We start from the raw sequence: 13,131 nt of genomic DNA on the forward strand, positions 1-13,131 counted from the left end.
TCCTGTTAATTATCCGAACTGGCCGGAAACCCTTCAGCGGTCATTTTTTTCAAGACGTCCAACCAGCGTGATAGACGCTTGGTGTCACCGACTTTTTTGTTCCCGCCTGCGCCGGTCAGCCACAGCCCTTCACCGTTGAACGCGTAGACCGGCAGCAGGTCTGCGCGCTGGCTGGCGGGCAAAATGGCGTCCATCAGGCTGTCCAGCACCAGGGGCATGGCTTCGGGGCTGGCATAGTACGTCAGCACCATGTGCGCGCGATTCTGGCGTAAGGCTTTAACGTAGGTAATACGCAGTTTTTCGGCGGGCACCCCCAAGTGACGCAGGCTGAAGTACTTGGCGATGGCGTAGTCTTCGCAATCGCCAGCGCCTTTCCACAGGGATTGAATTGGGGTCGCCCAATAATCAATTTCGTGCCACAGGTCGATGTCTTCTTCGTAGCGCAACTGGCGGTTGAAGAACAGATTCACCACGTTGAGCTGCTCTGCCTCACTCACCTGCTTCTGCGTCGCCAGCAATTGTTGCCAGGCATCAATGCGCTGGCGCCCCGGCCCCAGCGGCCCATAAAGCGACTCGGCGCGGCGGCTGATCTGGCTGAAATCCCAATCGGCGAGCAAATCGCCCAGCAGGCCGCCACCCAGCAACAGCGTGATGGCGAGGCCGTACAGAATCCGAGGGAGTTTAAAGCGTATCGCCACTGCGATTACCCAAGCTTGCAGCATTGAAGGTGCGGCAATGGTGCGGTGATATAGGGGAAAAAACAATGGCACGATGAAATCACCGCCATTGAATTGTAGTAATGGTACGTCAGTAAATTGGCTAATTTCCGCTCGTCTGAAAGGCTGGCTCGACTTTCATCAAAATAATGACACTTCCCTAGCGCTGTCACAGAATGAAGCAATGAAAACGCCTACAAAAAGACCTGCGGTGAAGCCGTACCTTGCTGATCTTTCCACGTCTTTATATGGCGCCGTGAAGGAGCTCCGGCCATGAGCCGCACTGATGATCTATTTGCCCTGTTCGGCAAGAGCGTTTCCCGCGACCCCACGGGAAAAAACGCCCGCCTGCATTTTTTTGGCAGCATTCCTTTCGACGATGGCACACGGGTGAACCAGAAAGAGGGTTCGCGCTTTGGGGCCCATGCCTCCCACGCCAATGAACATCACCACCATGAGTCATTGACCGCGCTGCGCCCGACGGTAGTCGCGCTGGTGTCCGTCAATGGCGGCGTTGGCCGCAGTACGCTGGCCACGGCGCTGAGCAGCGGTCTGCAGCGTCTGGGTGAGTCGGTCGTGGCGCTGGACCTGGATCCTCAGAACGCTTTGCGCCAGCACTTCGGTGTGGACCATGAGCTTCCCGGCCTCGCCCGCAGCAGCCTGCTCAACACGCCATGGAACACCATCCTGCAATCGGGTTTTGCCGGTTGCCAGGTGATTCCCTTCGGCGACGCGGACACCCAGCAGCAGGAAAACCTGCAACGCTGGTTGACGCGGGAACCGAAGTGGCTGGCCCAGCGCCTGGCGGCATTGGACCTGAGCGAACGGCACACCGTGATCGTCGATACTCCCGCCGGCAACAACGTCTACCTCCATCAAGCGTTGAGCGTGGCCGATATCGTGCTGGTCGTCGCCCAACCGAACGCCGCCTGTCTCGGCACGCTGGATCAACTGGATGCGCTGCTGGCACCCCACCTTGAGCGTGCACGTCCACCGCGTTGCCACTTGGTGATCAACCAACTGGATGAAAACTCGGCGTTCAACCTAGACATGCTTGATGCGTTCAAGCTGCGTCGCAGTGAGTACCCTTTGGAAGTCATACACCGCGATCCGGCGATCAGCGAAGGCCTGGCCTTTTCTACCGACCCTCTGGACAACGCGGTTACAAGCCTGGCGGGTGATGACATCAACGACCTTTGCCGGTTACTGATCGCTCGCAGAAAACGCCTGTAAAGCACGGGTTATACGCTTGACGCCAGATGCTTATGCACAATCGGTCGGATGCAGTTGTCATGAAATAGCCGTTTTGTGGAGCGGTTCTCAACACACTGCAACTGCCTGTTTTACGTGCGTTTTATGGTGTGAGTAAAAAATGAACATCGTGGCTTTTGGCCTGTAGCGTAGACGGCTACAGGCTCTGTAAAGAATTCATCAACAGAGTTATCCACAGGCTGGGGTGCGACAATTTCGCCCTTTAATCGCGCTCGGCAAGCACCAACAAGTTGCGCGGTGTCAACGCCGGGTCGCAGAAGCTGCCTACTTCAACCCTGTAGCCACGCTCGCTGAGAAACAGTGCCCGATCCAGCACCAGCCACACTTCCAGCGGGCGCCGAAACAGACCGCGCACCAATTCCAGATTCCTGACCTCAGCCAAACGCTGCCAACCGTGCGCCTCCAGTGCCGCCCAATCCTGTTTGCCTGTGGATAACCCTTTGAGGCGGGCCAGCTCGTGGCAGTAGTCGGCGAAGGGTTTGTCCAGCCAGCGGGCGGGCAGGGACGGCGTGGGCAGGTAGTCGTCGCAGCCGCGTAACTGGCGTTGCAACTGATCGAAACCGAGGCGCCGGGCCATGGACGTGTCCCGTTGCAGGCGCACGCGTTTGCCGGCGGTGACGGTTTCGCTGAGGGGCAGGCCGAGGTCGTCGACCGACAACTGCAAGGTGGAAGCGCGGGCGGCTACGGACAGCGGCTGGTAAGTGTGTGCATGGGTTCGGTTATAGCAGCACGGCGCCAATGCCAGTTGCTTGCAGCCGGCGGCGCTGGCCACTTGCAGCAGGCGTACGTGCAAATCGCCGCAGGCATGCAGGGCGACGGGGGTGTGTTCGGCGCTGATGGCGACATCGGCCATCACGTCTTGCAAACGATGGGTGACGGGCAGGCCATGGTGCTCGCTCAAGGCTTGGCCGGACGCGACCAGGGCCGGGTCGTATTCCAGGCAGGTCAGCTGTTGGTCTGTGTGCAGCAGGCGGCGACCAAGGTGGCCTTTGCCGGCGCACCAGTCCAGCCAATGCCGGGGTGTTTGCGCAAAGTGCAGCGCCGCGCCGAAGGCTTCGATCTGTTGCCATTTGCGGCCGGGGACATCGACATTCAGGCGATGCGCGGCGGGATGCAGGGGCTGCGTCGGTAACTTATCCACAGTGCCGAGTTGCAGCGCTTGCAAGGCAATCTGTGGAAACGGCGCGGGAGCGGGCAGCTCGTGGGGCTGGTTGTGGCTGGCTTCAGCCTCGGCCAACGAGCGTTGGCGCAGCCACTGGGCCAGCTCGGGGTATTCGCGTTCCCAGGGCAGTTGGCGATGCGTAAAGGGCCGTGGTCGCCACAGCCCTTGATGCTCGATCAGAAACGCATCCAGCGCCCGGAAGCGCGTTTCAACGTCCCTGGCAAGCATCGACGCGGAGCCAGCGTTCCAGCAGTTTGAAGCCGCGTACCAGCAGGAACGAGATCAACAGGTAGAACACGCCGGCGGTGAAGAACATTTCTACCGTCAGGTAGTTGCGCGCAATGATCGTGCGGGCCATACCGGTCAGTTCCAGCAGGGTCACGGTGCTCGCCAGTGAACTTGCCTTGAGCATCAGGATCACTTCGTTGCTATAGGCCGGCAAGCCGATGCGCGCCGCACGCGGCAAGATGATGTAGAACAGCGTTTTGGGCCTGGACATGCCCAGCGCACGGGCTGCTTCGATTTCCCCAGGCGGAATGGCCTGGATGGCGCCACGCAGGATCTCGGCGATATAGGCCGCAGTGTGCAGCGTCATGGTGGCGGTGGCACACCAGAACGGGTCGCGCAGGTATTTCCACATGAAGCTTGAGCGGATGCTGTCGAATTGAGCCAGGCCGTAATAGACCAGGAACAACTGCACCAGCAGCGGCGTACCCCGGAAGAAGAAGATGTAGGCGTAGGGCAGCGAGCGCACATACCAGCGCTTGGACGAACGTGCGATGCCCAGCGGGATGGCCAGGATCAAACCCAGTATCACGGCGATGCTGACGAGTTCCAGGGTCAGGATGGCGCCCTGGATAAACTTCGGCAGCCACTTGATGATGACTTCCCATTCCATTACGTCGTCCTCACGAAGCCGCGGGCGGCGCGTTTTTCCAGGTAGTGCATGGCGACCATCGACAGTGAGGTCAGGCCCAGGTAGATGAGCGCGGCGACCATGTAGAAAGTGAACGGCTGTTTGGTGACGGTGACGGCGATCTGCGCGTGGCGCATGATTTCTTCGAGGCCGATGACCGTGACCAGCGCGGTGTCTTTCATCAGGATCAGGAACAGGTTGCCCAGCCCCGGCAGGGCGATGCGCCACATCTGCGGCATGATCAAGCGGGTAAAGATGCGGAACTTCGACAGGCCCAGCGCCACGCCGGCTTCGCGGTGGCCCTTGGGAATGGAGATGATTGCGCCGCGCAGCACTTCGGTGGCGTAGGCGCCGAAACACAGCCCCAGCGCAATGACGCCGGCGGCGAAGGCGCTCAGGGACAGGTCGGGGATGTTGAACAGCTCACCCAGTTCGCGCATGGCGTTGATGGTGCCGAAGTAAATCAGCAACACCCACAACAGTTCCGGCACGCCGCGAACGATGGTCGAGTAAGTCCCGCCCAGCCATTGCAGAGGCTTGTACGCGGAAGTCTTGGCCAAGGCCCCGGCCAGGCCGAGGACCAGCCCCAGGCATAAGGCCGTGAGCGCCAGTTTGACGGTCATCAGCGCGCCGGCAGCGAGCGCGGGGCCGAATCCGTAGAGATCGAAATTCATGGTGTTTTCATATCGCGGCAGGCATTGCTGGAAGCCGACGCGCTCAAGCGAGCGCGCCGGTCAGGCCGTTCAGGTCATTCGATGCTGAACGGGAAGTACTTGTCGTTGATCTTCTTGTAGGTGCCGTCTGCCTTGATCTCTGCCAGGGCTTTGTTCAGGCGCTCGCGCAGTGGGTCGCCCTTGCGTACGGCGATACCGATCTTGTCGCTTTCTACAACTGGGTCACCCTTGAACTCGTAGGCCGAACCGTCTTTGCTCTTGAGCCATTCGTACTGCACGTACTTGTCGGCGAGAATCCCGTCCAGGCGACCAGAAGTCAGGTCGAGGTAGGCGTTTTCCTGGGTGTCGTAGAGCTTGGCTTCGGTATCCGGCAGCTTGTCTTCCAGGTAGGTACCGGCCAGCGTTGCGCGCTGGGCGCCGATGACCTTGCCCTTCAGGTAAGCGGCGTCGGTCTTGAAGTCTGCAGTGGCTTTAGGGGCGATGAACTGCAGTTTGTTGGAGTAGTACGGGTCGGTGAAGTCGACGGCTTGCTTGCGTTCATCGGTGATGGACAGCGAGGACACCAGGAAGTCGAACTTCTTGGCATTCAGGGCCGGGATGATGCCGTCCCAGTCGGACACGTACACTTCGCACTTTTCGACTTTCATCTTGGCGCACAGGGCGTCGCCGATGTCCTTGTCGAAGCCGACGACGTTGCCGCTGGCGTCTTTATTGTTGAAGGGCGGGTAGGCCGCTTCGATCCCCATTTTCAAGGTCTCTGCCATGGCCGTGGCGCTGAACGCCATCGAGACGGCCGCGGCCAGAAGGAATTTTTTATAGTTCTGCATGCATGTTGCTCCGTTAGCGGTTGCTGGACATGAATTGTTTGCAGCGCGCCGAAAGCGGGTTTTCAAACACCTGCTGTGGCGATCCTTGCTCTTCGATCAGGCCTTGGTGCAGAAACACCACTTCACTGGATACCTGACGGGCGAAGCCCATTTCATGGGTGACCAGCAGCATGGTGCGACCTTCCTCGGCCAGCGCGCGGATCACATTAAGTACTTCCTGGACCATTTCCGGGTCAAGGGCAGAAGTGGGCTCGTCAAACAGGATGACTTTAGGCTGCATCGCCAGGGTGCGCGCAATGGCGGCCCGTTGTTGCTGGCCGCCGGACAATTGCGCGGGGTAGGCGTGGCGCTTGTCGGCGATGCCGACCTTGTCCAGCAGGGCTTCGGCCACTTCTATGGCTTCGGCCTTGCTCTGGCCGAGCACACGGCGGGGCGCCTCGATGATGTTGTCGAGGATGCTCATGTGTGGCCACAGGTTAAAGTTTTGAAACACAAAACCGATTTCGCTGCGCAGGCGGTTGATCTGCTTGCCGTCGGCGGCCATCAACTCACCGTTTTTCGCGGCCTTGAGCTTGAGTTCTTCGCCGGCCACCAGGATCTGGCCCTGATGTGGGTTTTCCAGCAGGTTGATGCAACGCAGGAACGTGGACTTGCCGGAACCGGAGGAACCCAGGATCGAGATCACATCGCCGTCGCGAGCGGTCAGCGAGATACCTTTGAGTACCTCCAGCTCACCATAGCGTTTATGCAAGTTGCGGATTTCAAGCGCGGGCGTGGCCTCGGCCATGTGCGGTCCTCATTGTGTTCGTTGCGATCCTGCTGTTGGGACGCCTTCCTGGCGAGGCGCCAAGCTAGCATAGCGCCCGGACGACACCAACAGCCCCGCGGAGGGTAAACAGACGGTGTGCGGCAGGGTGTCGCATCGGCACAGCAGCGTGTCGCGCCATCAACAACCGAACAACCGTTTGATCCCGGTAAACCGCAGGCTTCGCGTAAAAAAGGGCGCGATGGTGCCAGCTTTGGCCGGGTGTTGGAAGGGTTAAACGGGCAAACGGTAGCTATCAGCCCCTTTATGGCGCGCCACGTACTTTTTGTGTGTGTTTTTGGTGCGCTGGTTCGTCTTGAATGTGAGTCGCGCGGTAACGCTATAGCGGAATGCCATTATTATCAATGAGTTGCAATGGCTGACGAATCGTCCTACAGCCCGCGTCAATCGCGACTTCGTAACATTTTGGCGCAGATCTTGCGTAAAAAATAAAGAACGCCCTGTTGGTTTCTTTTCACGAGGAAGATCCCAGGCCGGGCGAACCGTTTTCGCAATTCCTCGCAAAGGTGTGTCAATGAGTAGTACGCAAAGCTCCAATGACCTCGAACAGGGGCTCAAACCGCGTCACGTCACCATGCTGTCGATTGCCGGCGTTATTGGTGCCGGTTTGTTTGTTGGCTCCGGTCACGCGATTGCTGCCGCCGGCCCCGCTGTCCTGTTGGCGTATGCCGCTGCGGGTACGCTGGTGGTATTGGTGATGCGTATGTTGGCCGAGATGGCCGTGGCGTCGCCGGATACCGGTTCGTTTTCCACCTATGCCGACCGTGCGATCGGTCACTGGGCCGGTTTCACCATTGGCTGGCTGTATTGGTGGTTCTGGGTGCTGGTGATTCCGTTGGAAGCCAACGCCGCCGCGACCATCCTCCACGCTTGGTTCCCGGATGTGGCCATCTGGGCCTTTACCCTGATCATCACGTTGTTGCTCACGGCGACCAACCTGTTCAGCGTGAAGAACTACGGCGAGTTCGAGTTCTGGTTTGCGCTGATCAAGGTCGTGGCGATTGTGGGCTTTGTGATCCTCGGCCTGGCCGCGATTTTCGGCTTCCTGCCGACCAGCCAGGTCAGTGGCGTGTCGCACCTGTTCGACACCCAAGGCTTTATGCCGAACGGCATGGGCGCCGTATTGGCTGCGATCCTGACCACCATGTTCTCGTTCATGGGCACCGAGATCGTCACCATTGCAGCGGCCGAATCGAAGAACCCAGGGCAGCAAATCACCAAGGCCACCAATTCGGTGATCTGGCGGATTGGCTTGTTCTACCTGTTGTCGATCTTCATCGTCGTGTCCCTGGTGCCGTGGAACGATCCGACCCTGGCGGCGGTAGGTTCCTACCAGACTGTGCTGGAACGCATGGGTATTCCGAATGCCAAGCTGATCGTCGACCTGGTGGTATTGGTTGCCGTGACCAGCTGCCTGAACTCGGCGCTGTACACCGCTTCGCGCATGCTGTTCTCCTTGGGCCGTCGCGGTGATGCACCGGCCGTGGCCAAGCGCACCAACAAGAGCGGCACGCCTTACTGGGCGGTGTTGCTGTCCACCGGTGCTGCGTTCCTGGCGGTGTTTGCCAACTATGTGGCGCCGGCGGCGGTGTTCGAATTCCTGCTGGCCAGCTCCGGCGCCATCGCATTGCTGGTGTACCTGGTGATCGCGGTGTCGCAACTGCGCATGCGTCAGAAGCGTACGGCGGCGGGCGAGAAAATCGTCTTCAAGATGTGGCTGTTCCCTGGCCTGACCTATGCGGTGATGGTGTTTATCGTGGGTACGTTGACCATCATGCTGTTCCAGGAAGCGCACCGGGTCGAGATTATCGCGACGGGGGTTTTGAGCTTGCTGGTCGTGGTGGCGGGGTTGGTTGTGGCGAGCCGTCGCAAGGCGCAGAGAGCCGGCGCTGCGGTGCTTAACTGACGAAATGCGGTAAAAAATGTGGGAGGGGCGGTGCGACGATTCGACTTGCCCCCTCCCACATTGGGTTCTGCGTCAGTCTTGCGAGTTGGTCAGCGCTTGGGACGCCGCCAGGTAATCCGCCTGGAACTCTGGCGACTCGATCCACGCCAGTGCCGCCGCTTCATCGTCACTGTCCGTGGCCCACTGCCGATACTCGATCAGCGCCGCCAGGATAAAGTCCGTGGCTTCTTCTTCGCCTTCCTGTTCCAGCACCAGCGCCAGCAGCGGGTGTGCCAGGAATGCTGCGCACAATGCCTGTTGGCTGGTCTCGCCAGCGGTGCGCATCTCCACAAACAGCTCGGTCAAGTCCACCGACTCAAGGTCAATGCGGCTGTCATCACCTGCAAACGCATCCGGCTTGGTCGCCACGGCGCGTTGAGTACGGTTTTGCTTGGCCTTGGTCTTTGCCCGCTGGGCACGTTTTTGCTGCTTGTTCGGCGAGGCCATGGGCTCAACGTCCTAAGGTTCTGGGTCTGGGTGGGTATTGAAGCGCAGGTTGGGGCAAATCCCAAGGGTTGCGGGTGTGTTTCGTCACGCGCAGCCCTGTGCTCCAGTTTTATTTTTTAGTAACCGTTAACCGATTTGCCAGCACTTGTCTGAGCTTTTGCTGGGTCATTAACCTCCGACGTTCGCGCCACTCGTTGGATGGACCGTGGATCGTTCCGGCGTGCGGCTTTGGAAAAACCACACATCTGAGAGAGACGACAGCGAACCATGCACAGATTAGACTGGCAGGCATCCAATACGGGGGTCTCTATGAGCATCCCACTTTCTCCTATCGTTTCGGAGTTTGAAACAGAAGAGCAGGCCGCGAGCTACGAACGTTGGTTTAGGGCCAAGGTGCAGGCTTCAATTGATGATCCTCGTCCGAGTATTCCGCATGATCAGGTTATGGCTGAGATGCGCGCGCTGATCGAGTCCAAGCGTAAAGAGCGTGATGCAAGTGGATTGGCGGCCCGAGGCGCGAGCTGAACTCAGGGAGATTCTTGAATACATCGTCGGTCGCAATCTTGTAGCGGCCAGCGATTTGAATGAAGCAATTGAGGCCGTAACTACCGCGCTTCCCCAGCACCCTTATCTGTATCGGTTGGGTCGAATTCCGGGTATTCGTGAAATTGTTGTGCGCCGAGTTACCGACCGCATCGAGATACTGACTGTGCTTCATGCTCGCCAAGAATATCCTTCTGGCTCGGTCGACTATTTCGCTCGACCTTAAGTCAGTAGGCACATAGCCTCGCACTTTTGCGATACGCCAGAGCCTATTCCATGACCCGCGACACCCTCGAACACCACCAGATCCCCCTCTATTTACTCACCGTTCTCCTGGCTGCAGTCGTTGGCCTGCTCGCGCCTTTATCGGCTCACACTCTCAGCGTATGGATCACGCCCGTCATCGCGATACTGATGTACGCAATGTTCCTGCAAATCCCCTTTCTGGACCTGCGTACAGGCTTGGGCAACAAGCGCTTCCTATCGGCGTTGTTGCTGGCCAATTTCATTCTGGTGCCGGTGCTGGTGTGGGTATTGACCCGTGGCCTGGCGGAGCGCCCGGCGTTGCTGGTGGGAGCGTTGCTGGTGTTGCTGACACCGTGCATCGATTACGTGGTGGTGTTTACTCACATCGGTAAGGGCGACTCGCGATTAATGCTGGCGGCCACGCCGCTGCTGTTGTTACTGCAGTTGGCGCTGTTGCCGGTGTACCTGGGTTTGATGTTGGGCACGCAGTCGCAGTTAGTGGTGCAGGCGGGGCCGTTTATCGAGGCGTTCGTGTTGCTGATTGTGCTGCCGATGGTGCTTGCGGTGCTGACGACTGCGCTCGCGCGGCGCTCGACGGTTATCAGCGTTTGGAATGACGCATGGGCTTGGTTGCCCGTGCCTGCGATGGCGATGGTGCTGTTTGTGGTGATCGGCTCGCAAATCACCTCGGTGGTGCGTGATATAGGCCTGCTGATGCCGGTGATCCCGATTTATGTGGCCTTTGTGTTGCTGGCGCCGCTGATGGGGATGCTGGCGGCGCGGCTGTTCGCGCTACCTGCGGTCACGGCGCGGGCGGTGACGTTCAGCGCCTCCACGCGCAATTCGTTGGTGGTTTTGCCGCTGGCCCTGGCCCTGCCCGAAGACGTGCGCGGGTTGGCCGCCACGGCGGTGATCCTGCAGACCTTGGTCGAGTTGGTGGCCGAGTTGATCTATGTGCGCCTTATTCCTCGGTTGGTGTGGCCCGCAGGTCGGTAACCGGGTGAATGTTCAGGTCTGTTCAGGCGCTATTCAGGGGTGTGCTCGGCAACATAAGTCGGCGCTCCCCACCTGACAGGTCTACCGATGGATCACCGCAACCGTTTTCGCCTGGAATCCCTGGGCATTTTCCTGTTTGCCCTAGTGCTGTTCACCTTTGGAATCTGGGATCAGCAGCCCCAGGGATTTGACGGGCGCTGGGCGCTATTCCTGCAGGAAATGTTTCGCCATGGCGCGAGCCTTTTCCCCACCACCTACGGCCAGCCCTACGCGGACTACCCTGGCACCGCGACCTTCTTCAGCTTTGTGTTTGCCCGGTTATTCGGTGCGCCCAATCACTTGGCGAATGTACTGCCCACCGCAATGGCGTCCGCCGGGGTGGTTGCGCTGCTGTATCGCTTGCTGGTCCCTGCGAGTCGACAGTGGGCGCTGCTCGCCGTTTTGTTGACCTTGCTCACCACTCAACTGCTTGAGAAGTCCCGTTCGGTGTGCCTGGACCAGATGGTCGCGTTGCTTTGCGTGGGCAGCTTCTACCTGCTGCACAGCGGCGAGCGCGTGGGTTCGCGACTGAGGCGGTTGGCGGTGTTTCCGTTGTTCGTCCTCGGCTTTGCCGTGCGTGGGCCATTGGGCTTGATTGAGGTCTGCGGCGTGGTCTGTGTGTATTGGGCGCTTGGCAATCCTGGGGCGCGGGTCAGGCAAGTGCTGGTTCACGGCCTGGTTGGTCTGGTGTTGTTGGCGGCCTGTTGGTGGTTGCTGATAAAGCTGGCGCGCATCAGTGGGGGCGATGCATTTGCCGATGCGGTGTTCAAGATGCAAGTGGGCGGGCGCCTGGATGAAAGTGGCGAGCCGTTCTATTTCTATCTTCAATTGAGTTTGTATCGCTACTTCCCTGTGGTGCCGCTGGCGCTGGCCACGTTGGTTGCGTTGCGTCATCGCTGGCCTGAACGGTTTGATGGGCGCGTGCAATTGGTTGTGCGGCTCGGTGCCTGCGGGTTGATGATTCTGCTCGGGTTGTCGCTGCCGCACTTCAAGCGCGCCTATTACATCTTGCCGATGGTGCCGATGTTTGCCGCTGTCGCTGCCTATGGGCTCCTTCAGGCGCAAGGGTGGCTTACGGGCGTGCGCCGATGCTACGAAGGGCTTGTCGCAGCGCTACCGGCGTTGTGCGTGGTTGTAGTCTTTGTCTGCCGGCATGGGTGGCAGAAGCACGGTTACTGGCCAGACGTTTCGCTGCCGTTACTGGTCGGCGTGCTGGTGGTGCTGCAAGTCGCTGCGTTGATTGCTTGGCGGCGTTTGGGGCGGCTGGTGTCGCTCAGCTTGATTGCACTGGCGGCGCAGTGGTTACTGCTGGTGGCTGTGGTGGAGCCGGCCAAGGACTTGCAGTTCGATACCCGGCAGTTTGTCAGCCAGGTTGAAGCGCTGCGTGCAACGCAGCCGGGCCCTCTGGTGTTTATCGACCTCGGCCGGGATACCTGGGCGGTGCGCTACATGATGAACCTGGATCACGACGAGCAGCCGGTGTTCATCGGCGGTCATGAGCTTGGGCAACTAGCCGATGTACCTCGGCCAGCCTGGGTGGTCGTGGCGCGCAAGGAAACCGCGTTGCTGGCGGGGACGCCGTTGGAGCACCAGGGCCCGGATTTTGAAGGTCGGTTAAACGACAATCCATTGATGGTGTTTTTGTTGAGGTGAGTCAGCCAGTCAGCAAAAAGCCTGCGTTCAGCAGGCTTTTTGTCGAATACGGTTTATGCGGTTTCCAGCTGAGGGATCTGCATGCCGATCTTGGCCGAGGCAAAGTTCATGTCGCCGCTGGCGATGGACTGAGCCTTGAAGCCTTGGCCGATCAGATCCTTGATGTAGAGCTTGTTGTAGATGAACGCAAAGACGATGTTGCTGACGCCCATGGTGATCATCGCAATGACGAACTGGATCAAGCCATATTTCACGTCGCCGCGAAACAGTGCCGGGAAGCAACCGAAAAAGAAGGTTGTCCACGAAAAGCCGACTGGAGCTTCCTTCATCGCGCCCGTATTCGGGTTTTTGAAAATGATCGATGTGTATGCCATTTATTTCTCCATGTGCCCGTATGAGTAAGCGATACGCCGGGCTGCGCGTCGCCGGATGATGTGTCCTTGTTCCGCTGCTCTTGCGCGCACGCTCTCACCGTTTGGGCATGACCCAAGATGGTGTCGAAGCGGGGGTGTGGAGTTGCAGCGTTTTGGGCGAGGAGCGCGGGGATACTGGATCCGCCGTCGTTGCCTGTTCCGATGCTACGTGGCAATGGCTGACGGGTTACAGGAGGGATGCATCCGCATACTGTTAATCGCCTACCTTGGCACATTTTGAATCATATCATAGCGCTACTAGTGCGCGGGGCAACAGGAGAGGGCGTAGGGGGTTAAATCCCAGGCAACAAAAAACCCGCACTAGGCGGGTTTCTTGTGTGTTTCAGATGACGTTTGCACCACCTGAAACTAATTAGTGGTGCCCAGAGACGGAATCGAACCGCCGACACGGGGATTTTCAATCCCCTGCTCTACCGACTGAGCTATCTGGGCAAC

Annotated in this window: 14 protein-coding genes and 1 tRNA gene; 6 read left to right on the plus strand and 9 right to left on the minus strand. The window is 59.1% G+C overall.

Features of this window, described 5'->3' with window-relative positions; translation table 11 throughout:
- Positions 1-5: 5 nt before the first annotated feature.
- A complete protein-coding gene (gene lapG / locus DNK50_RS05085; protein WP_099583885.1) occupies positions 6-722 on the minus strand; it encodes a cysteine protease LapG in 717 nt (238 codons plus the stop codon).
- 267 nt (positions 723-989) lie between these two features.
- Between lapG and bcsQ the strand changes: the two genes are divergently transcribed.
- Complete coding sequence (bcsQ, locus tag DNK50_RS05090) at positions 990-1,949, plus strand: cellulose biosynthesis protein BcsQ (RefSeq protein ID WP_112193009.1); 960 nt, start codon at positions 990-992, stop codon at positions 1,947-1,949.
- Positions 1,950-2,190: 241 nt separating this feature from the next.
- Here the strand turns inward: bcsQ and DNK50_RS05095 are convergent, their stop codons facing one another.
- The 5 genes from DNK50_RS05095 to DNK50_RS05115 form a co-directional block, all read right to left on the minus strand.
- Positions 2,191-3,378 carry a methyltransferase gene (locus DNK50_RS05095; RefSeq protein ID WP_112193010.1) on the minus strand — a complete coding sequence of 396 codons (1,188 nt, stop codon included), beginning with the start codon at positions 3,376-3,378 and terminating at the stop codon, positions 2,191-2,193.
- Positions 3,359-4,048, minus strand: coding sequence for an ABC transporter permease (locus DNK50_RS05100; RefSeq protein ID WP_099583882.1), 690 nt, complete (start codon positions 4,046-4,048; stop codon positions 3,359-3,361). Before DNK50_RS05100 ends, DNK50_RS05095 begins: the two co-directional genes overlap by 20 nt.
- Complete coding sequence (locus DNK50_RS05105) at positions 4,048-4,740, minus strand: ABC transporter permease (RefSeq protein WP_099583881.1); 693 nt, start codon at positions 4,738-4,740, stop codon at positions 4,048-4,050. Before DNK50_RS05105 ends, DNK50_RS05100 begins: the two co-directional genes overlap by 1 nt.
- A gap of 74 nt (positions 4,741-4,814) precedes the next feature.
- Entirely contained in the window at positions 4,815-5,567 is a 753-nt protein-coding gene (locus DNK50_RS05110) for an ABC transporter substrate-binding protein (protein ID WP_003187758.1), read from the minus strand.
- A gap of 13 nt (positions 5,568-5,580) precedes the next feature.
- Complete coding sequence (locus DNK50_RS05115) at positions 5,581-6,354, minus strand: ABC transporter ATP-binding protein (RefSeq protein WP_065925764.1); 774 nt, start codon at positions 6,352-6,354, stop codon at positions 5,581-5,583.
- A gap of 553 nt (positions 6,355-6,907) precedes the next feature.
- Here DNK50_RS05115 and gabP point away from each other — a divergent pair.
- Complete coding sequence (gabP, locus tag DNK50_RS05120; RefSeq protein ID WP_112193011.1) at positions 6,908-8,299, plus strand: GABA permease; 1,392 nt, start codon at positions 6,908-6,910, stop codon at positions 8,297-8,299.
- A gap of 72 nt (positions 8,300-8,371) precedes the next feature.
- Here gabP and DNK50_RS05125 read toward each other — a convergent pair whose 3' ends face one another.
- Positions 8,372-8,785, minus strand: coding sequence for a hypothetical protein (locus DNK50_RS05125; protein ID WP_099583879.1), 414 nt, complete (start codon positions 8,783-8,785; stop codon positions 8,372-8,374).
- Positions 8,786-9,094: 309 nt separating this feature from the next.
- Here DNK50_RS05125 and DNK50_RS05130 point away from each other — a divergent pair, with 309 nt between their 5' ends.
- The 4 genes from DNK50_RS05130 to DNK50_RS05145 all read left to right on the plus strand — a co-directional run bounded on the left by DNK50_RS05130 (position 9,095) and on the right by DNK50_RS05145 (position 12,262).
- Entirely contained in the window at positions 9,095-9,310 is a 216-nt protein-coding gene (locus DNK50_RS05130) for an antitoxin (RefSeq protein WP_099583878.1), read from the plus strand.
- Positions 9,276-9,554 (plus strand): type II toxin-antitoxin system RelE/ParE family toxin, encoded by a 279-nt coding sequence (locus DNK50_RS05135; protein ID WP_112193012.1) that lies wholly within the window; start codon positions 9,276-9,278, stop codon positions 9,552-9,554. The genes DNK50_RS05130 and DNK50_RS05135 overlap by 35 nt, the downstream gene beginning before the upstream one ends.
- A 50-nt stretch (positions 9,555-9,604) precedes the next feature.
- Positions 9,605-10,570 carry an arsenic resistance protein gene (locus tag DNK50_RS05140; RefSeq protein ID WP_112193013.1) on the plus strand — a complete coding sequence of 322 codons (966 nt, stop codon included), beginning with the start codon at positions 9,605-9,607 and terminating at the stop codon, positions 10,568-10,570.
- 87 nt (positions 10,571-10,657) lie between these two features.
- A complete protein-coding gene (locus tag DNK50_RS05145; protein WP_112193014.1) occupies positions 10,658-12,262 on the plus strand; it encodes a glycosyltransferase family 39 protein in 1,605 nt (534 codons plus the stop codon).
- A 53-nt stretch (positions 12,263-12,315) separates the two neighbouring features.
- Here the strand turns inward: DNK50_RS05145 and DNK50_RS05150 are convergent, their stop codons facing one another.
- A complete protein-coding gene (locus DNK50_RS05150) occupies positions 12,316-12,636 on the minus strand; it encodes a hypothetical protein (RefSeq protein ID WP_099583874.1) in 321 nt (106 codons plus the stop codon).
- Positions 12,637-13,052: 416 nt separating this feature from the next.
- Positions 13,053-13,128, minus strand: a tRNA-Phe gene (locus tag DNK50_RS05155).
- Positions 13,129-13,131 lie beyond the last annotated feature (3 nt).

The sequence above is a fragment of the Pseudomonas sp. LG1E9 genome, from assembly GCF_003290225.1.
Taxonomy (GTDB): Bacteria; Pseudomonadota; Gammaproteobacteria; order Pseudomonadales; family Pseudomonadaceae; genus Aquipseudomonas; species Aquipseudomonas cyclaminis.